This window comes from Streptomyces sp. XY431, from assembly GCF_001279805.1.
Taxonomy (GTDB): domain Bacteria; phylum Actinomycetota; class Actinomycetes; order Streptomycetales; family Streptomycetaceae; genus Kitasatospora; species Kitasatospora purpeofusca.
Map to the genome: position 1 here is coordinate 22164 of NZ_LGDO01000494.1, position 19087 is coordinate 41250.

The window sequence follows — 19087 nt, forward strand, 5'->3', positions numbered from 1 at the left end:
GCGGCGATCGGAAGACCCAGGACGCCCAGGACGCCCAGGGTGCTCGCGGCGCTCAGAGCGGCTTGACGGTCACCCCGTCCGGTCCGGCCAGCAGCAGCGACCGGTCCGGCACGGTGACCCAGCCGGGGTGGTCGTCGGAGGGCTCCGAGGCCACCACCACCCCGAGGCCCGGCACGGTCCGGTGGTGCAGGGTGTCGCCCCAGGCGGTGGCGGCGATCTCCCGGCCGTCGGTGAGCAGCAGGTTCATCCGGCCGGTGGTGTGCCCGGCCGCGTCCGCGACGGTGCCGGCCAGCGCGTCGCCGAGTCCGGCACCCGCGCGCAGCCGGTGCAGGGCGAGCGCCCACAGCAGGGCCGAGTCGGTGCGGGCCACCAGGCCGAGCAGTTCGGCGGGCGGCAGCAGTGCGGCCAGCGCGCCGGTCCGCTCCGGCCAGCCGGCCAGCGCCCCGTTGTGGCTGAACAGCCAGCGCCCGGCGGCGAACGGCGCGGCCGCCTCCTCACCGGCCGCGCAGCCCTCGGTGGCCGAGCGGACCGCCGCCAGCAGTGCCCGGGTGCGCAGGACCCGGGCGAGGTCGCCGAACGAGGCGTCCGCCCAGATCGGTCCGGCCCGCCGGTAGCGGGCGGGCACCTCGTCGCCGTCCGCGTACCAGCCGAGGCCGAAGCCGTCCACGTTGACGGTGCCGTACTGCTGGAGGCGCGGGGCCCAGGACTGCCGGTGGAGGCCGAACGGCGGCTCCACCAGCAGCGCCCGGGGCGACACCGGCTCACCGAGGTAGGCGAGGTGGCGGCACATCAGCCGGCCTCCCGGGCGGGGGCGGGGCCGTCGGCGGTGTCCGTGACATCGGCGGCGGTGCGGAACCCGGCGAAGATCTGCCGCCGGATCGGATAGTCCCAGTTGCGGAAGGTGCCCCGGCAGGCGACCGGCGCCACCGCGAAGCAGCCGCCGCGCAGCACCTTGTACTCGGGCCCGAAGAACACCTCCGAGTACTCCCGGTACGGCCAGGCCCGGAAACCCGGGTACGGCCGGAAGTCACTGGCCGTCCACTCCCACACATCGCCCATCAACTGCCTTGCCCCGTACGGGGACTGACCCTCCGGGTAGCTGCCGGCCGGGGCCGGGCGCAGATGCCGCTGGCCCAGGTTGGCGTGCTCGGCGCCGGGGGCGCCGTCGCCCCACGGGAAGCGGCGCGAGCGGCCGGAGGCCGGGTCGTGCCGGGCGGCCTTCTCCCACTCCGCCTCGGTCGGCAGCCGGCGTCCGGCCCACCGGGCGTAGGCGTCCGCCTCGTACCAGCTGACGTGCAGCACCGGCTCGTCCAGCGGGACGGGCTCCAGGACGCCGAACCGGCGGCGTTGCCACTGGCCGTCCTCGCGGCGCCAGAACAGCGGCGCGGTCAGGTCGGCGCTCCGCCGGTGCGCCCAGCCCTCGGGGGTCCACCAGTGCGGCTCGTCGTAGCCGCCGTCCTCGACGAACCGCAGGTAGGCGCCGTTGGTGACCGGGGTGGTGTCCAGCCGGTAGGCGGGCAGGTCGACCCGGTGGGCCGGGCGTTCGTTGTCCAGCGCCCAGGGCTCGGTGTCGGTGCCCATGGTGAACGGGCCGGCCGGGACGAGCACCTCGGCGGGCAGCGCGGCGGCGTCGGCGGGGGCGGGCGGGGGCGCCGGGGCGGCCAGCGCGGGTTCGCCCCGGCGGAGCTGATGGGTGATCAGCATCGTTTCGTCGTGCTGCTGTTCGTGCTGGGCGATCATGCCGAAGGCGAACCCGGCGTCGAGCAGCGGCGCCCCCTCCAGCGGGCTGGCGGCGAGCAGGTCGAGCACTCGGCCGCGCACCTCGCCGGCGTAGGCGCGGGCCTCCCCGGGCGGCAGCAGCGGCAGGGTGGGGCGCTCGGCGCGGGGGTGCTCGAAGGCGTCGTAGAGCGGGTCGATCTCCGGGTGCATCGGGTCGCGGCCGCCGATGTTGCGCAGCAGCCAGAGCTCCTCCTGGTTGCCGATGTGGGCGAGGTCCCAGACCAGCGGCGACATCAGCGGGGAGTGTTGGGCGGTGAGGTCGTGGTCCTCGACGCAGTCGGTGAGCGCGGCGGTGCGGGCGCGGGCGGCCAGCAGCTCGGCGGCGATGGTCTCCCGCAGGGCCTCGGGGGACAGGGCCTCGGGCGACAGTGCCTCGGGCGATTGCACCTCCGACGGGAGGGGCGACGGCGGGCGGGTCTCCCGGGCGCTGCGGTCGGCGCGGGCGTCGTCGATCATGGTGCGGCCTCCTCCGGGGGAGTGTGTCGGGTGCCGGAGCGCAGGGCGTCCAGCTGGTCGTCGGCCGGGCAGCGGCCGCGCGCGGGATAGCGCTCGGCGAACGCGGCGACGGTGGCGCGCAGCCGCTCGGCGCCGGGCAGGCGGCCCAGCGCGGCGTCGGCGGCGGCGAAGCAGGCGAGGGTGGCGCGGCGCAGCTCGGGGTCGGCGGTCGCCAGGGCGGCGGCCCGGCGCCAGACGTCGCTGCGCGGCGCGCGCGGACCGGCGGTGCCCGGTGGCGGCTCCAGCGGCTCCAGGGCGGCGAGCGCGGTGTCCGCGGCGACCGGGTCGTCCAGCAGCGCGGTGACCAGGGCGGCGGGGACGATCCAGCCGTCCCCGGGCTGGGCGTCGATCATCCGCAGCTCCAGGTGGCCGCGCGGGCGGACCGGCGGGAACAGCGTGGTGCGGTGGTAGTCGAGGTCGGCCAGGGTGGGCGGCCGCTCGCCGCCGCCGCGCAGCCAGTCGAGGAAGGTCAGTCCGGTGGGCGCGGTCCACGGCAGGCCGTCGCGGCGGCGCACGCAGAGCACCTGGGCGTCCAGCACGTACCGGGTCCAGGCCTCGCGCGGGTCGCCGTGGTCGGGCGCGGGGGCCAGGGTGCGGGAGGGGTCCATCCGGGACCAGACGGTCTGCCGGGTGGACCGGTGCCCGGTGGGGCGGCCGTCCAGCACCGGGGAGTTGGCGAAGGCGGCGACGAGCACCGGGCCGAGCCGGTGGGCGAGGTGCCAGCGGCGGTCCAGCGCCTGCGGGCCGCTCTCCGCCCCGGCGTCCAGGCAGACCTGGAGCGAGGCGGTGCCGGTCATCATGATCCGGCCCCAGGGTCCGGCCGAGTCGAAGTGGTGCTCCATCGCGAGGTAGCGCGGGTGGTTCAGCACCATCCGGCGGGGGCGGGCCAGCGGGTCGGTGCCGGTGCCGGTGAGGCGCAGGCCCTGGGCGGCGAAGGCGCTCCGCAGGGCGGCGAGGTCACGCCGGGTGTCGGCGACGCAGCCGGTGAGGCTGTCGGCGGGCGGGGAGCTGAGCTCGACCTGTCCGCCGGGTTCGAGGGTGAGGCGGGCACCGGAGGGGAGCGAGGTCCCGTCGGGGCCGCCGAGCGGCAGTGCGTCCAGTGCGGCGTGCAGTCGTTCCGGAGGGACGGGTTCGTCGGGACATCGGTCGTCGTGGACGAACCACTCCAGCTCGACGCCGACCAGCCGGGGCGGGCCGATCTTGAAACAGACGCCGGTCATGTGGTTGCGCGCGGCGGATTCGGTGAGCGGGGTCACCGAATCGGCGGGAGGTCCCGCGTACTGCCGGTCGGTCTGATACTGCCGGTCGGTCGGACCGGTCGGTCGAACGGGTATCACCGGACTCACCATCCTTGGGGCACGGGTGCGGCCCGGACTACCCTGCCCAGTCTGCTACGGACCATGCGGGAGTGCCGCGCAAACATCTGGTGAAGGAGTGTCCTCGCAGGTCAGAGCCGGTGCGAACGGGTGAATCGGGCCATTTCGACGCCTTCAGCGAGCCCCGAGGTGGGCCGCCAGGCCGCGCCGCCCGCGCCGCATCATCACCGCGTGGTTGGCCCGGAACAGCGGCCGGGCGGGCAGTGCCAGCAGGCGCAGCAGCGGCTTGGCCGGGCGGGTGTCCTCCTCGAACAGGACCAGGCTGCCGCCCGCGCCGTCCGCCGCGACCGTCCAGCGGGACCAGCCGGTGAGGTCGCCGTCCATGGCCGCTTCCAGGACCCCGGCGGCGCGGTCCTGGCGCACGGCGGTCAGCCCGATCACCAGCCGGTAGGGGAGCAGGGCCCGGACCAGCACCTCGCCCCGGTCCGGCCCGGTCTCCCGGACCGAGAGGATCTCCGGCCACCAGCGCGGATAGCCGGGGACGTCGGCGAGCGCCGCGAAGACCGCCGACGGCGGGGCGGCCAGCCGCCACACGCCGCGGAACCGGTAGTGGTTGAGGTCCACGGGGGCACTGTAGTCCGCGCCGGACCCGCTCCGGCAGGGCGCCGGGCCCTCCGGCCACCGGGGCGGCTACCCTCCGGGTTCGGCCAGGGCGAAGGCGGTGTTCACCAGTGCCACGTGACTGAACGCCTGCGGGGTGTTGCCGAGTTGGCGCCGGGCGTGCGGGTCCCACTGCTCCGAGAGCAGGCCCAGGTCGTTGGCCAGGCCGACCACCCGGGCGAACAGCTCGCGCGCCTCGTCCCGCCGCCCGGTCGCGGCGAGCGCGTCGGCGAGCCAGAACGAGCAGGCGAGGAACGCGCCCTCGCCGCCGGGCAGTCCGTCGGTGCCGGCTGCCGGACGGTAGCGGCGGACCAGCCCGCCGTGGTCGAGGCCGTCCCGCACGGCGTCGACGGTGCGCACCACCCGCGGGTCGTCGGGCGGCAGGAAGCCGCTCTTGACCACGAACAGCGTGGCCGCGTCCAGCCCGTGCCCGCCGTAGTGCTGGACGAACACGCCCCGGCGCCGGTCGTAGCCGTGGGCGCAGACGTCGGCGTGCACGGCGTCCCGCATGGCCCGCCAGCGGTCGAGCGGCGCGGGCAGCCCGGTGGCCTCGGCGAGCCGCACCGCCCGGTCGGCGGCGACCCAGCACATCACCTTGGAGTGGACGAAGTGCCGCCGCGCGCCGCGCACCTCCCACAGGCCCTCGTCCGGTTCGCGCCAGTGCTGTTCGAGGTGGTCCATCAGTGCGCGCAGCAGGGTCCAGACGTGCCGTTCCATCGGGATGCCGGCCAGCAGCGCCAGGTGCAGGGTGTCGACGACCTCGCCGTGCACGTCGAGTTGGAGCTGTCCGGCGGCGGCGTTGCCGAACCGGACCGGGCGCGAGCCGAGGTAGCCGGGCAGCCAGTCGGCGACGGTCTCGGTGACGACGCGCTCGCCGGCCACCCCGTAGAGGGCCTGGAGGTCGCGGGGGTCGCCGGCGATGGCGCGCAGCAGCCACTGGCGCCAGGCGGCGGCCTCCTCGCGGAAGCCGCCGCGCAGCAGCGCGGAGAGCGTCATCGAGGAGTCGCGCAGCCAGCAGAACCGGTAGTCCCAGTTGCGCGGGCCGCCGATGCGTTCGGGCAGTGAGGCGGTGGGGGCGGCGACGATGCCGCCGGTGGGCGCGTAGGCGAGCGCCTTGAGGGTGATCAGCGAGCGGAGCACGGCGTCCCGCCACTCGCCCTCGTAGCGGCAGCCGGCCGCCCAGCGCCGCCAGGTGTCGAGGGTCGTGAGCAGTTCGGTGTCCGGGTCGGTGCCGGGGGCGGCGCGCAGGTGGGAGGGCTGCCAGGTGAGGACGAAGGGGACGCGGAGGCCAGGGGTGACGGTGACCTCGGAGACGGTGGTGCCGTCGGCGCCGTAGGTGTGCACCCCGGGCGGGACGCGCAGCCAGGCGGAGTCGGGTCCGGCGACGGCGACCCGGTGGTGCCCGGTGCGGCGCACCCAGGGGTCGATCCGCCCGTAGTTGAACCGCAGCCGCAGCTCGCCGCGGACCGGGACGGCGCCCTCCAGCCCCTCGACGATCCGGACCAGTCGTGGCGGGCGCCGTCCTTCCGTGCCGCGCTGCGGCATGAAGTCGGTGATCCGGACCCGGCCGTCGGGGGTGTGCCACTCGGTGTCGAGGACGAGGCTGTCCGGCCGGTAGCGGCGGGTGGCGCACGCGTCGGCGCCGGCCGGGGCGAGCCGCCAGGCGCCGTGCCGCTGGTCGCCGAGCAGGGCGGCGAAGCAGGTGGGGGAGTCGAACCGGGGCAGGCAGAGCCAGTCGACGGCGCCGTCCCGGCCGACCAGGGCAGCGGTCTGCAGGTCGCCGATCAGGGCGTAGTCCTCGATGCGTCCGGCCATCGGCTCCATTCTCGGCGCTGCGGGCGGGGCCCGCAGATCCGTCCGCGGGTCCGCCCACGGTCCGCCCACGGTCCGTCCGCGGGTCCGCCCGCAGGTCCGCCCGCAGCTCCGTCCGAGCTCGTGAAAAGGACCATGCCACTCCGCTTGCACGCGTTCGACGTGCAAGGGAGGATCTTGTGTGCTTGTAGTCTCATCAGTCTCAGCCGCCACGGCAGGTGACTGATTCATCGGAACCGGAACGAAGGAGTCCCGAGGATGCGGCGACCGAACTGGGTACCGGAGGGCACGGACCTGGACAAACCGAACGCCGCCCGGGTCTACGACTACTACCTCGGAGGCTCGCACAACTTCGAGGTGGACCGGGAGATGGCCCGCAAGGCGATCGCCCTCTGGCCGGAGCTGCCGCAGATCATGCGCTCCAACCGGGCCTTCCTCCGCCGCGCCGTGCAGTTCACCGCCGAACGCGGCATCAGCCGTTTCCTGGACATCGGCTCCGGCATCCCCACCTTCGGCGCCGTCCACGAGATCGCCCGCGCCATCCGGCCGGAGTCCCAGGTCGTCTACATCGACCGCGACCCGGTCGCCGTCGCCCACAGCCGGCTGCTGCTGGAGGAGGACCCGGGCAGCCTCGTCGTCCAGGCCGACGTCCGGGACGTCGACGACCTGATGTCCCGCCCCGAGGTGACCGCCCTGCTCGCGGCCGGCGAGCCGGTGGCCGTCCTGCTGGTCGCCGTCATGCACTTCGTCCAGGACGCGGACGACCCGTGGAAGCTGATCGCGGTCATCCGCGACGCCCTCCCGCCGGGCAGCGCCCTGGTGCTCTCGCACGCCTCCCTGGAGGGCCGCCCCGACCAGGCCGAGGACCACCAGCGGCTCTACCGGATGACGCCCACGCCGCTGACGATGCGCACCGTCGAGCAGATCACCGGGATGTTCGCCGGCTTCGACATCGTCGAGCCCGGCGTCGTCTACCTGCCGCAGTGGCGCCCGGACCAGCCCGAGGCCGTCGGCGAGCACCCGGAGCGGATGACCGGGGTGGCCGGTGTGGGGTTCCGCCCGTGATCGGAGCACCGGAACCGAGCAGCGGCGCCGAACGGTTCCACGAGGACTGGGCGCGGCTGCTCTCCGGTGACCACGGCACGGCGGTCCACCCCGGCCTGCTCGACCGGCTGGTGTCCAGGACCGCCGGGCTGCTCCGCCGCGCCCGGCTGGAGGACCCGTTCGAGCCGCACCTGGCCGCCGAGGCCGGTGCACAGCTCGTCGAGGCCCAGTTCACCGACCCGATCGTGCTGGCCCGCGCGGTGGAGCTGCTCCAGCGGCAGCCGTCCGCGGACGGCCGGGGGCCGGCGCTGTGCGGCGCGTTCGCGGCCGGCTGGGCGGCCGCCCTGCGCGAGCGCACCCTGCGCGAGCAGGAGGCCATCCGCACCGCCGCCGACATCGCCCGCAAGGAGGCCGAGAAGGCACTGCGGGCGTCCGAGGCGCGCTTCCGGGCGCTGTTCGAGAGCGCCGCGATCGGCATCGGCATCGGCGACACCGACGGCAACATCCTGGCCGTCAACAAGGCCCTCCAGGAGCTGTTCGGGGCCGGGCCCGAGGACATGATCGGCCGCCGGGTCGGCGACCTCGTCCACCCCGAGGACGCCGACGGCGTCTGGGACGTCTACGAGGAACTGGTCAGCGGCAAGCGCGAGTACTTCCAGTTCGACAAGCCGTACTACCGGCAGGACGGCGAGGTGGTCTGGACCCACCTGACGGTCTCGCTGATCCGCGACGACGACGGCACCCCGCAGTACCAGGTCGCGATGCTGGAGGACGTCACCGACCGCTACCGGCTCCAGGAGCGGCTGCGCCACCAGGCCACCCACGACCCGCTCACCGGGCTGCCCAACCGGGCCGCGTTCTTCGAACGGCTGGAGAAGCTCTTCGAGGACCCGGACCCGGGCGCCCGGTTCGGGCTCTGCTACGTCGACCTCGACGGCTTCAAGGTGGTCAACGACAGCCTCGGCCACGACACCGGCGACCAGCTGCTGTCCGCCGTCGCGGCCCGGCTGAAGGCCGCGCTCAGTCCGCTCGGCCACCTGGTGGCCCGGCTCGGCGGCGACGAGTTCGTCGTCCTGCTGGAGAACAGCCGCGGCGAGCAGGAGGCCGTGGCCGCCGCGAAGACGGTGCTCAAGGCGCTGGCCGGGCCGGTGCTGATCGGCGACCACAAGCTCGCCGTCGGCGCCAGCGTCGGCGTGCTGGAGCGCCGGGTCTCCACCACCACCCCCGGCGCGGCCGTCCGGGCCGCCGACCTGACGCTCTACCGGGCCAAGGAGGCCGGCCGGGGCCGCTGGACGCTGTTCGACCCCAAGGAGAACGCCCGCGCCGTCTCCCGCTACGCGGTGTCGGTGCGGATGCCCGCCGCGCTGGACCGGGGCGAGTTCTTCATCGACTACCAGCCGCTGTACGCGCTGGCCGACGGCCGGCTCGCCGCCGTCGAGGCGCTGGTGCGCTGGCGCCATCCGCAGCTCGGGGTGCTGGGCCCGGACGAGTTCGTGACCACCGCCGAGGAGACCGGGCTGATCATGCCGCTCGGCCGCTGGGTGCTGGAGCAGGCCTGCGGTCAGGCCGCCGACTGGATCCGGCGGTTCGGTGACGCCGCGCCGCAGCTCAACGTCAATCTGGCGGTCCGCCAGGCCCGCAGTGCCGCCCTGGTCGGCGACCTCAACCGGATCCTCGACAGCACCGGCCTGGACCCGGCCCGGCTCCAGCTGGAGATCACCGAGTCCACCGTGGTCGGTCCGGAGGACGAGGCGCTGCGCACCCTGCACGGCCTGGTCGAGCAGGGAGTCTCGCTCGCCGTCGACGACTTCGGCACCGGCTGGTCCAATCTCGCCTACCTGCGGGACCTGCCGGTCTCGGGGCTGAAGATCGCCGGGTCCTTCGTCGGTGACCTGCACGACCCGGCCAAGGACGAGGAGACCGGCTGGCGGATCGTCAGCGGACTGGTGTCGATGGCGCACGCCCTCGGGCTGACCGTCACCGCCGAGGGCGTGGAGACCCGCCGGGACGCCGAGCGACTGCGCGTCATCGGCTGTGACTGGGCCCAGGGCTGGCACTTCGGGCGGCCGGTGCGGCCGGCCGAGATCGCCCGACGGATCGCCGAGGAGCCGCAGGGCCGTCCGGTCGCGGTCCGGGGGCGAGCGGTGACGCACGGAGAATAGTACAAAAAACGGACAAATCACCCTTGACGTGGTGAGGCGACCGAGCGCACGATGAGGTCCTGGCAGTACCCGCACCGCTGGTGCGGGATCCCCGCCAGTACGACGGACCGGCGCTTTCCCGGCGTCCGGGACCAGCGGTGCGCACCCCCTTCGGCCGCCCGGTTCCCGGCGGTCGCCCGACGTCCCACGGTCCGTCGACCAGCCCCCTCGGGGCTTTCTCCCGGGGTCCGAGCCCTGCGCATCCGTCCCGCACCGGGCCCGCCCCGTCACACCGGGCCGCGCCGCGCCTCCGCGCCGGGCGCACCCGTCACAGCCAGGGGCCGCGCCGTTCCCGCCGTCCACCGGTCCGTCCGGCGCCCCGCCCACCACCTCTTCGCCGAGAGGCCGGCTTTCGATGAGCACCACCGCGCCCCCGAGCGCCCGACCCGACAGCCACGACGGCCACGACAGCCGTGACAGTCACGACGGCCGCGACAGTCACGACAGCCACGACGGCCACCCGCTGCGCCGGGCCACCGACCGCGACACCGAGCACGACACCGCCCGCCCCCGGCCGATGCGCCGGGCCGGGGACGTCGTCGTCACCTGTCGGACCGTCAGCCTGGTCGTCCCCGCCCGCAACGAGGCCCGCAACATCCCCTGGGTCTTCGAGCAGATCCCGCGCTGCGTCGACGAGGTCATCCTGGTGGACGGCTCCTCCAGCGACGCGACCGTCCCGATGGCCCGGCACTGCCTGCCCACCGTGCGCAGCGTCGCCCAGCGGGGCCCCGGCAAGGGCAACGCCCTGCGGACCGGCTTCGCCGCCGCCACCGGCGAGTACATCGTCATGATCGACGCCGACGGCTCCATGTGGCCCGGCGAGATCCCGCACTTCCTGCACTTCCTCGACCACGGCTACGACTTCGTCAAAGGATCGCGCTGCATCGGCGGCGGCGGCTCGCTGGACCTCACCAGGGTCCGCTCGCTGGGCAACCGTGCCCTGCTCACCGTCGCCAACCGCCTGTACGGCGCGCGCCTCACCGACCTGTGCTACGGCTACTGCGCCTTCCGCCGCTCCTTCCTGGACGCGCTCGACCTGCGGTCCACCGGCTTCGAGATCGAGGCCGAGATGATCGCGCACGCGCTGCGCTCCGGACTGCGGATCGCCGAGGTGCCGAGCCTGGAACTCCCCCGCCGCAGCGGTCGCTCCCACCTCCATGCCGTCGCCGACGGCCGCCGGGTGCTGAGGACCCTGATCACCGAGCGTCCCGGCGCCCGGCCCTCGGCGACCGCCCCTGCGGAGGAGCCACGATGAAGGGCTCCGACCGGCGCACCGATGCAGCCTGCCCGCGTTCCGCCGCCCGCGACTCGCTCTACACCCCCGTCCGGGTCGTCGACCTGGACCTGGACGAGCCGAGCGGGCTGCGCTCGCCCGGCGGGTCCGGGGCCGACGACCCGGACGGCCGCGTGTTGGCGTTGGTCCGGCTGCACGGGCACCCGCTCGGCCTGGTCACGGCCACCGGAACAGCCGGCGGCACCGCCGCGCTGCGCCGGGCGCTGGTCGACGCCGCCCACCGGGAACTCCCCGTTCCCGCCCTGTCCACCGCGACACCCGCGGCGCGCCCGAGTCGGGTCGCGCGCGCCCGGGTGCCCGCGGGCCCGGTCACGGTCAGCGTGATCGTCTGCACCCGGGACCGGGAGTCGCTGCTGCCGGGCTGCCTGGACGCCGTCCTGGCCACCCGACGCCCCGGCGTCGAGGTGATCGTGGTGGACAACGCCCCGACCACCGACGCCACCGAGGAACTCGTCCGCTCGCGCTACGGGGACCGGGTCCACTACGTGCGGGAGCCCCTGCCGGGGCTGTCCCGGGCGCGCAACCGCGGTCTGTCGATCGCCGGCGGCGAGATCTGCGCCTTCACCGACGACGACGCCATCGCCGACGCCGGCTGGGTGGACGCCCTGGCGGACACCTTCGCCTCCGACGACCGGATCGGCTGCGTCACCGGCCTGGTGCTGCCCGCCGAACTCGACACCGAGGCGCAGTTCGTCGTGGAGCAGTACAGCGGGCCCAACCGGGGCTTCGCCACCCGCAGCTGGTCGCTGCGCGACGGTCTGGCGGACCCGCTGGACCGCTTCTCCACCGGCCGGTTCGGGATGGGCGCCAACATGGCGTTCCGCACCGACGTGCTGCGGGCGATCGGCGGCTTCGACCCGGCGACCGGGACCGGAACCCCCTCCCGCGGCGGCGAGGACCTGCTCGCCTTCCTCCAGGTGCTGACCGCCGGGCACACCGTCAGCTACCAGCCGGACGCGCTGGTCTGGCACCGCCACCGGCGGACCATGGCGGAACTCGCCCACCAGGTCGACGGCTTCGGGGTCGGCTTCACCGCCTATCTGACGGCCGCGGTCGTCCACCGGCCGCGTCTGCTCGCCGGGATCCTCCGGCTGCTGCCCTACGGCCTCTGGCGCTGGCACCGCACCCACCGGCCCGCGGCGCGGCCCCGCTACGGGGTGGCCGACGAGGTGCTGCGGGAGCTGCGGCGGACGGAGCGCCGCGGCCTGCTCCGCGGACCGTTCTGCTACCTGCGCACCGTCCGGCAGCAACGCCGCACCAGGACCGGAGGCCGATCCTCATGACCACCCCGACCGCCCCCGCTGCTCCCGCCTCCTCCGCTGCCTCCGGCCCCGCGTCCGCGCGGACCGTCCTGCCGTCCGTACCGGTCGCGATCGCCGAACTCGACCTGGAGCATCCCGAGGTGCTGCGCCGCCCCGGCCGCGGCGGGGTGTTCACCCCGGACGGCCGGGTGCTGGCCCTGGTCCGCGACCACGGCCGCCCGCTCGGCCTGGTCACCGGGGAGCCGGCCGCCGACGGCGCGCCCGGTGCGGCGTACCGCGCGCTGGTCGACGCGGTCACCCGTGACCTCGACCCGGAGGACCGCCCCGGCCCGCCGGCCCGCAATCCGGCCGACGGCCCGCCGCTGACGGTGGTCGTCTGCACCCACGACCGGACCGACCTGCTGCCGCGCTCCCTGGACGCCGTCCTGGCCGGCAGCTACCGGCACACCGAGGTGGTCGTGGTCGACAACGCCCCCTCCGACCGGGCCACCGAGACGCTCTGCCGACGGCGCTACCCCGACCGGGTCCGCTACCTGTACGAGCCGGTGCCCGGCCTGGCCCGGGCCCGCAACCGCGGCCTCGCGGTCGCCCGCGGCGAGATCTGCGCCTTCGCCGACGACGACCTGCTGATAGACCCGGACTGGGCCGCCGCGCTGGTCGACGGCTTCCGCACCGACCCGCGGGCGGGCTGCGTCACCGGCCTGGTGCTGCCCGCCGAACTCGACACCCGCGCCCAGCTCGCGCTGGAACGGTACTGCGGCTACGCCAAGGGCTTCACCGCCCGCAGCTGGTCGCTGCTCGACCCGTCCGAGGACCCGCTCTTCCCCTTCGCCACCGGGCGGCTGGGCACCGGCGCCAACATGGCGTTCCGCACCGACCTGCTGCGGGAGATCGGCGGCTTCGACCCGGCGACCAGCACCGGCACCCCCGCCCGCGGCGGCGAGGACCTGCTCGCCTTCCTCCAGGTCCTGATCGCCGGCCGCACCGTCGTCTACCGGCCGGACGCGCTGGTCTGGCACCCGCACCGCCGGTCGATGGAGGCGCTGAGCACCCAGGTCTTCGGCTTCGGCGTCGGCTTCGGCGCCTACCTGACCGCCGCGGTCCGCCACCAGCCGGAACTGCTGGCCGCCCTGCTCGCCCGCGTGCCGCGCGGCGTCCGGCAGACCCTGCGCCGGGGTACCCCCGCCGGCGGCCGCCGCGACCCGCTGATGGCGCACCTCGGGCGGCTCGAACTGCTCGGCCTGCTCTACGGGCCGCTCTGCTACCTGCGCAGTGTCCGGCGGCAGCGCCGGGCCGACACCGCGCCGAGGCCGTGATGGCCTCCCTCGTCGAGCACCCCCGCCCCCGGCCGCGCCGCCGCCGGCCGATGGCCGGGACCTGCCCGTGCCCGGTCGCCATGCCCTGCGGCTGCAGCTTCCGCGCCCTGCTGCGGGCCCGGGTCCGGGCCGTCCGCGCGGCCCTCCCCGGCGGCGCCCTCCCGGCCCGCGCCCTCCCGGCCCGCGCCCGCGCCGCGCTCCGCCCGGCGGACGGCCGGCCGCGCTCCGACGCGCTGATGCGCAACGGGCACGTCCTGGCCGCGAGTTCGATCGTCGCGGCCGGGCTCGGCGGGTTCTTCTGGCTGCTCGCCACCCGCTACTACGCGGTCGAGACGGTCGGCCGCAGCTACGCCGCACTGTCGGCCGCGATGTTCCTGTCCACCCTCGGCAGCCTCAACCTGGGGGACGCCCTGGTCCGCTTCGTGCCCGCCGCCGGGCGGCACACCAGGAGCCTGGTGCTGCGGTGCTACGTGATCAGCATCGGCTTCAGCGCCGCGGTCGCGGTCGGCTTCCTGCTCCTCGTCCCGGTGATCGCCCCCGACCTGGTCTTCCTGCGCGGACCGGTGCTCGCCGTCGCGTTCGTCGCCGCCACCGCCGGCTACTCGGTCTTCGTGCTCCAGGACGGCGCGCTCACCGGCACCCGCCGGACCGGCTGGGTGCTCGGCGAGAACGCCGTCTTCGCCGTCACCAAGGCCGTACTGCTCGCCGCCTGCGCCGTGCTGGCCGTCAGCAGCGGCATCATGCTCGCCTGGGCGGCCGCGATGCTGATCTCGATCGGGCTGGCCAACATCGTCCTGTTCCGCCGGGCGGTGCCCGCCCACCAGGCGGCCGGGCCCGCCGACGCCGAACCCCCGCAGCGGGTGCTGCGCTGGGCCGGCGCGGACTACCTCGGGAACCTCTTCAGCTTCGCGGCCTACAGCGTCGTTCCGCTGATGGTGCTGGCGCAGCTCGGACCGGAGGGCAGCGCCTACTACTCGCTGGCGTTCGTCATCGCCGAGACCCTGTTCGTCGCGACGTTCAGCATGGGCCACTCGCTGGTGGTCGAGGGCGCCCGCGACCCGCGGCGGCTCGCCGAGTACGCCCGGCGGATGCTGCGCCACACCGGGCTGCTGCTGGCCGGGGCCGTCCTGGTCATCCTGGTCGGCGCCCGCTGGATCCTCGGCGTCTTCGGCCCCGGCTACGCCGAGCACGGGACGACGGTGCTGCGCCTGATGGCGCTGTGCGCGCTGCCGGTCGCGGTGATCAATGTGGTCATCCAGATGGCCCGGGTCCGCCGGGCGCTCCCCTGGATGATCGGGGTCAGGGTCGCCTCCAGCGCGATGGTCATCACGCTGGTCGCCTTCCTGCTGCCCCGCTACGGACTGACCGGCGTCGGCCTCGCCTGGCTGATCGCCGAGTACGTGCTGGCGGCGGGCCTGCTGCTGGTGCTGCGAGGCTGGCTGCGCACGACGGACCGGCCGGACACGGACCGGCCGGACACGGAACTGACGGACGGAGGCGAACCGGCATGACCCCGGACCGGATCCGCCCGCGGCAGGGGACCCGCGCCCCCGAAAGCCCCGCACCGGACCTCACCGTGGTGATCTGCGCCTACACCGTCGAGCGCTGGGACGACCTCAGCGCCGCCGTCGCCTCGGTCCACGCCCAGCGCCGCCCGCCCGAGGAACTGCTGCTGGTCGTCGACCACTGCCCCGAACTCCTCCGCCTCGCCCAGGAGCACCTGACCGGCCTGCGGATCCTCGCCAACCGGCAGCGGCGCGGCCTGTCCGGCGCCCGCAACACCGCCCTGGCCGAGGCCCGGGGCGCCCTGGTCGCCTTCCTCGACGACGACGCCGCCGCCGACCCCGACTGGACCGAGCACCTGCTCGCGGGCTACCGGGACCCGGACGTGCTCGGCGTCGGCGGCCTCGTCCGGCCGTGGTGGCGGACCGGCCGCCCCGACTGGTTCCCGCCCGAGTTCGACTGGGTGGTCGGCTGCTCCTACCGGGGCCTGCCGGTCCGGTCGGCCCCGGTCCGCAACCTCATCGGCGCCAACATGTCCTTCCGGCGGGCCGAGGTGCTGGCCGCCGGCGGCTTCCGGACCGACCTCGGCCGGGTCGGGCGCCGCCCGCTCGGCTGCGAGGAGACCGACCTCTGCATCCGTCTGGCCGCCCAGCACCCCGGCGCCGTCCTGCGCTACGAGCCGGCCGCGGCCGTCCGTCACCGGGTGCCGGCGGCCCGCGCCACCTTCCGCTACTTCGCCGCCCGCTGCTGGGCGGAGGGGTGCTCCAAGGCGGCCGTCGTCCGGTACGACGGCGCCGCCGCCGGCCTGGCCAGCGAGCGGGCCTACCTGCGGCACACCGTGCCCGCCGCGCTGCTGCGCAGCCTTGCCCGGCGCCGGCCCGCCACGGCGGGCGCGCTCTGCGCGGGCGTCGCCCTCACCGCCACCGGCTACCTCACCGGGGCGGTCCGCGGCCGGGTCGCCCGGATCGCGGCCCGCGCCTCCGCCAAGGGCACCGCTCCCGGCTGCGGCGGGCCGCGCCCCGACCTCCGCGGGGGCACCCCGTGAACGCCGTCCCGGTCTTCCTCTACCACGCGGTGTCCGAGGACCCGCCGTCCTGGCTCGCCCCGTACACCGTCACCCCCGCCGCGTTCCGCGCCCAGCTGGCCCGCATCCGGGACAGCGGCCTGCGGGTGGTGCCGCTGCGCCGACTGGTCACCGCCCTGCGCGGCGGACCGCCGCTGCCGCCCGGCGTGGCCGTCCTGACCTTCGACGACGGCTACGCGGACTTCTACTGGACGGTCGCCCCGATCCTCTCCGACCTGGGCCTGCCCGCCACCCTGTACGTCACCACCGGCGCCCTCCACCCGCCCGGGGGCCGGGGCAGCGGCAGCCTGCTCCCGGCGGCGCCGATGCTGAACTGGCGCCAGCTCGGCAACCTCGACGCCCTCGGCGTCGAGATCGGGGCCCACTCCCGGACCCATGTCCCGATGGACACCGTCCACGGCCGCCGGCTCACCGACGAGGTCGTCGGCTGCAAGCGCCAGCTGGAGGACGTGCTGGGCCACGAGGTCGCCTCCTTCGCCTACCCGCACGGCTACTCGGGGGCGGAGGTCCGCCGCAAGGTCGCCCAGGCCGGCTACACCTCCGCCACCGCGGTCGGGAACCTCTTCAGCTCCCCGGCCGACGACCCGCTGCGGATCGCCCGGCTGATGGTGCGGGCCGACACCCCGCCACGGGTGTTCGACGACTGGACCAGGCTCCGGGGCGCCCCGACCGCGCCCCACCGCGAGAGCGCCGCCACCAAGGCGTGGCGCGGCTACCGCCGCCTGTGCGCGGCCCTCGGCCGCCCGGTCGGCGGGCCGCCGAAGAGCCCCGGTCAGGAGTGATCGCCGTGACCGACGCCCCGGAACGTGCAGACGTCCGACCCGACCCGCGGACACCGGCCCCCCGAACCACCGTCCGCCCCGCCCCCGCCCGGCGGGCCCGCGCACTGCGCGCGGCCCTGGCCGCGGCCCCGTCCGGGCCGTCCGGCTGGGTGGCCCTGGGCGCCCTGCCCACCGCGCTGGCCCTCTGGCTGCTGGCGCTGCCGAAGGCCAGGCTCTCCCGGATGGGCGACCTCGGTCTGCTGCAGGCACTGCCCCCGCTCTGGTTCGCCGCCCCGGTCCTGCTCACCGTCGGCTTCGTGGCCGTGCTGCGCTCCCCGGTGGTCCGCCACCGATGGGCGGGCGCCTATGTGCTGGCCCTGATCCTGGTGATCCACGCGACGCCGGGCCTGCTCTACCCGACCCTGCGCTACGCCTGGGCCTGGAAGCACGTCGCGATCATCGACGCCGTGCTGCGGCACGGCGGGACGGTGCCGGGCGCGGGCAAGCTGGACGTCTACAACCAGTGGCCCGGCTTCTTCGAGCTGCACGCGCTGGTCCTGCGCGCCACCGGCCTGGACTCCGTGCTCGGGTACGCCTCCTGGTACCCCGTGATCACCAACGTCCTGCTGCTCGGACCGCTGCTGCTGCTCTACCGGAGCTTCACCACCGACCGGCGGCTGGTCTGGGGCGGGATCTGGCTCTACTACGCGACCGCCTGGGTGGGCCAGGACTACTTCTCCCCGCAGGCCCTCGCCTACCTGCTCCACCTCACCGTGATCGCCCTGGTCGTGCACCGGCTGGCGGTGCGGCGCCGGGAGGCCCGGGCCGAGGCGGAGGGCGAGGGCGGGTCCGAGGCCGCCGGTCCCGCGAGTTCCGCCGGACCCTCCCGCCCCGCCGGACCTGCCGGACCCACGGGTGCCCGGGCCCTCGGGACGGTCCTGGACGCGTCCTCGCGGGCCGGCTGGCGGGCGGCACCGTTCGCGCTGCTGCTGGTCCTGATCGCCGCGATCGTCTCCTCCCACCAGCTCACCCCGGTCATGCTGGCCGCGAGCCTGCTCCTGCTGGCCCTGGGCCGCCGCAACCGCCGCACCGTCCTGCCGGTGCTGGCCGCCGTGGTCGGCCTCACCGTCCTCTGGGACGCCACCGTCGCCCGGCCGTTCGTGTCCGCGAACCTGAGCGGCCTGATCTCCGCCCTCGGCTCCCCGGACCACAACGCGGTCGCGGGCCTCGCCCGGCTCGGCGAGGCACCCTTCGGCCAGATCCTCGCCTCCTGGGCCGACCGCGGCCTGACCGCGGCTGTCCTGCTGCTGGCCCTGGCCGGCGCCCTGCGCCACCGGTGGGTGCGGCGGGTCGGCCTGCTGCCGCTGCTGGTGGCGCCGATCGCCGTCCTGCTGGCCAACGCCTACGACGGCGAGATGCTGTTCCGCGCCTACCTGTTCGCCCTCCCGGCCGCCGCCTTCCTCGCCGCCGCACTGCTCTGGGGCAACCGCGCGGGCACCCCCGCGGAGGGCGCCCTCCCGCCCGGCACCCCGCCCCGGCCGGTCACCCGGCCCGGCGGCCCGCTGCGGACCGGCGTCTGCGCCGTCCTGCTGCTCGGCCTCCTCGGCGGCACCCTCTTCGGGTACTACAGCAAGGAGGCGATGAACTACTTCACGCCGCAGGAGGTCGCGGCGGTGCGCTACGTCGCCGAGACCCCCGCGGGTTCCCGGATCATCTCGCTGACCGCCAACGAGCCGGGCGGCGAACTGAACTACGACACCCACGACCGGCTGGTGCTCGGCGACGCCGCGGGCGAGGACCTGCGGCACCTGGCGGCCGCCCCGGGAGACACCCTGCGCAGCGCGCTGGCCACCCCCAACGCGGCCGGCGGCCCCACCTACCTGATCCTCACCAGGGCCCAGGTGCTCGACTGCGAGCTGACCGGTCTGCTGCCGGCCTCCGCCGTCCAGGGCCTGGCGGCCGCGGCGGCGGCCGAACCCATGCTGCGGCGCGTCTACGCCAACGAGGACGCCGTGGTCTACCAGTACACCGATTCCGACGCCGGGGGCGGCGCGGCCGTCCCCGCCGGAGGGAGCACGCCATGACCTCCGTCCGACCGTGGGCCCTCTCCCGCCTCCTCCCGGTGCTGGGCGGCTGGTGCGCCGTCGCGGCGCAGCTGCTCCCGGTCGGCCTGCCGCTGCGGGCCGTCGTGGTGGCCGCCTTCCTGCTGGCCGGCCCGGGCGCGGCGGCCGCGGACTGGGCCCGGCCGGTACCCCGGCCGGTACCCCGGCCGGTACCCCGGCCGGTGCGGGGGCCGGACCGGCTGAGCGCCGCCGGACTGGTGGTCGCGCTGAGTCTGGCGTTCGCGGTGCTGACCGCGGAGGCGCTGTTCTTCACCGGCTCCTTCGGCGCGGCCCGCGCGGTGCTGGTGCTCGCGGTGCTCACCACGGTGCTGACGCTGCTGCCGCGACACCTCCCGCAGCACCTCCCGCGCCGCCCGCACCGTTCGCGTCTGCACCGCCTGCACCGCCTGCACCGTTCGCGCCCGGGCCGGGACGGCCGGCCGGGCGGGCGCCCGCCG

15 protein-coding genes are annotated in these 19087 nt (G+C 75.7%); 10 read left to right on the forward strand and 5 right to left on the reverse strand.

What is annotated here, in order from left to right; translation table 11 throughout:
* Positions 1 to 52: 52 nt before the first annotated feature.
* From egtC to ADK60_RS34380, 5 genes are all read right to left on the reverse strand, one after another.
* Positions 53 to 790: an ergothioneine biosynthesis protein EgtC gene (gene egtC / locus ADK60_RS34360; protein WP_053650827.1), complete on the reverse strand. Its 738-nt coding sequence runs from the start codon at positions 788 to 790 to the stop codon at positions 53 to 55.
* The gene (gene egtB / locus ADK60_RS34365) at positions 790 to 2235 is read right to left on the reverse strand and encodes an ergothioneine biosynthesis protein EgtB (RefSeq protein ID WP_079008929.1); all 1446 of its coding nucleotides are present in this window, start codon (positions 2233 to 2235) and stop codon (positions 790 to 792) included. Before egtB ends, egtC begins: the two co-directional genes overlap by 1 nt.
* Positions 2232 to 3530: an ergothioneine biosynthesis glutamate--cysteine ligase EgtA gene (egtA, locus tag ADK60_RS34370; RefSeq protein WP_045940016.1), complete on the reverse strand. Its 1299-nt coding sequence runs from the start codon at positions 3528 to 3530 to the stop codon at positions 2232 to 2234. The genes egtB and egtA overlap by 4 nt, the downstream gene beginning before the upstream one ends.
* A 234-nt stretch (positions 3531 to 3764) precedes the next feature.
* On the reverse strand, positions 3765 to 4214 hold the full coding sequence (locus ADK60_RS34375; RefSeq protein WP_045940001.1) for an SRPBCC family protein: 450 nt from the start codon (positions 4212 to 4214) through the stop codon (positions 3765 to 3767).
* A gap of 66 nt (positions 4215 to 4280) precedes the next feature.
* Complete coding sequence (locus ADK60_RS34380; protein ID WP_053650838.1) at positions 4281 to 6065, reverse strand: glycoside hydrolase family 15 protein; 1785 nt, start codon at positions 6063 to 6065, stop codon at positions 4281 to 4283.
* Between the two features lie 255 nt (positions 6066 to 6320).
* Here ADK60_RS34380 and ADK60_RS34385 point away from each other — a divergent pair, with 255 nt between their 5' ends.
* The 10 genes from ADK60_RS34385 to ADK60_RS34430 form a co-directional block, all read left to right on the forward strand.
* Entirely contained in the window at positions 6321 to 7127 is an 807-nt protein-coding gene (locus tag ADK60_RS34385; protein ID WP_053650828.1) for an SAM-dependent methyltransferase, read from the forward strand.
* Entirely contained in the window at positions 7124 to 9268 is a 2145-nt protein-coding gene (locus ADK60_RS34390; RefSeq protein ID WP_052709067.1) for a putative bifunctional diguanylate cyclase/phosphodiesterase, read from the forward strand. Before ADK60_RS34385 ends, ADK60_RS34390 begins: the two co-directional genes overlap by 4 nt.
* Before the next feature lie 394 nt (positions 9269 to 9662).
* A complete protein-coding gene (locus ADK60_RS34395) occupies positions 9663 to 10562 on the forward strand; it encodes a glycosyltransferase family 2 protein (RefSeq protein ID WP_234371430.1) in 900 nt (299 codons plus the stop codon).
* A complete protein-coding gene (locus ADK60_RS34400; RefSeq protein WP_053650829.1) occupies positions 10559 to 11884 on the forward strand; it encodes a glycosyltransferase family 2 protein in 1326 nt (441 codons plus the stop codon). Before ADK60_RS34395 ends, ADK60_RS34400 begins: the two co-directional genes overlap by 4 nt.
* On the forward strand, positions 11881 to 13179 hold the full coding sequence (locus ADK60_RS34405; RefSeq protein WP_079008930.1) for a glycosyltransferase family 2 protein: 1299 nt from the start codon (positions 11881 to 11883) through the stop codon (positions 13177 to 13179). The genes ADK60_RS34400 and ADK60_RS34405 overlap by 4 nt, the downstream gene beginning before the upstream one ends.
* Complete coding sequence (locus ADK60_RS34410; RefSeq protein ID WP_053650830.1) at positions 13179 to 14690, forward strand: lipopolysaccharide biosynthesis protein; 1512 nt, start codon at positions 13179 to 13181, stop codon at positions 14688 to 14690. The genes ADK60_RS34405 and ADK60_RS34410 overlap by 1 nt, the downstream gene beginning before the upstream one ends.
* Positions 14687 to 15727 (forward strand): glycosyltransferase family 2 protein, encoded by a 1041-nt coding sequence (locus ADK60_RS34415; protein ID WP_063783353.1) that lies wholly within the window; start codon positions 14687 to 14689, stop codon positions 15725 to 15727. Before ADK60_RS34410 ends, ADK60_RS34415 begins: the two co-directional genes overlap by 4 nt.
* Positions 15724 to 16548, forward strand: coding sequence for a polysaccharide deacetylase family protein (locus ADK60_RS34420; RefSeq protein ID WP_053650831.1), 825 nt, complete (start codon positions 15724 to 15726; stop codon positions 16546 to 16548). Before ADK60_RS34415 ends, ADK60_RS34420 begins: the two co-directional genes overlap by 4 nt.
* Before the next feature lie 5 nt (positions 16549 to 16553).
* Positions 16554 to 18611 (forward strand): hypothetical protein, encoded by a 2058-nt coding sequence (locus tag ADK60_RS34425; RefSeq protein WP_053650832.1) that lies wholly within the window; start codon positions 16554 to 16556, stop codon positions 18609 to 18611.
* The coding region (locus tag ADK60_RS34430) for a hypothetical protein (RefSeq protein WP_053650833.1) at positions 18608 to 19087 on the forward strand (480 nt) is incomplete at its 3' end. The genes ADK60_RS34425 and ADK60_RS34430, both read left to right, overlap by 4 nt.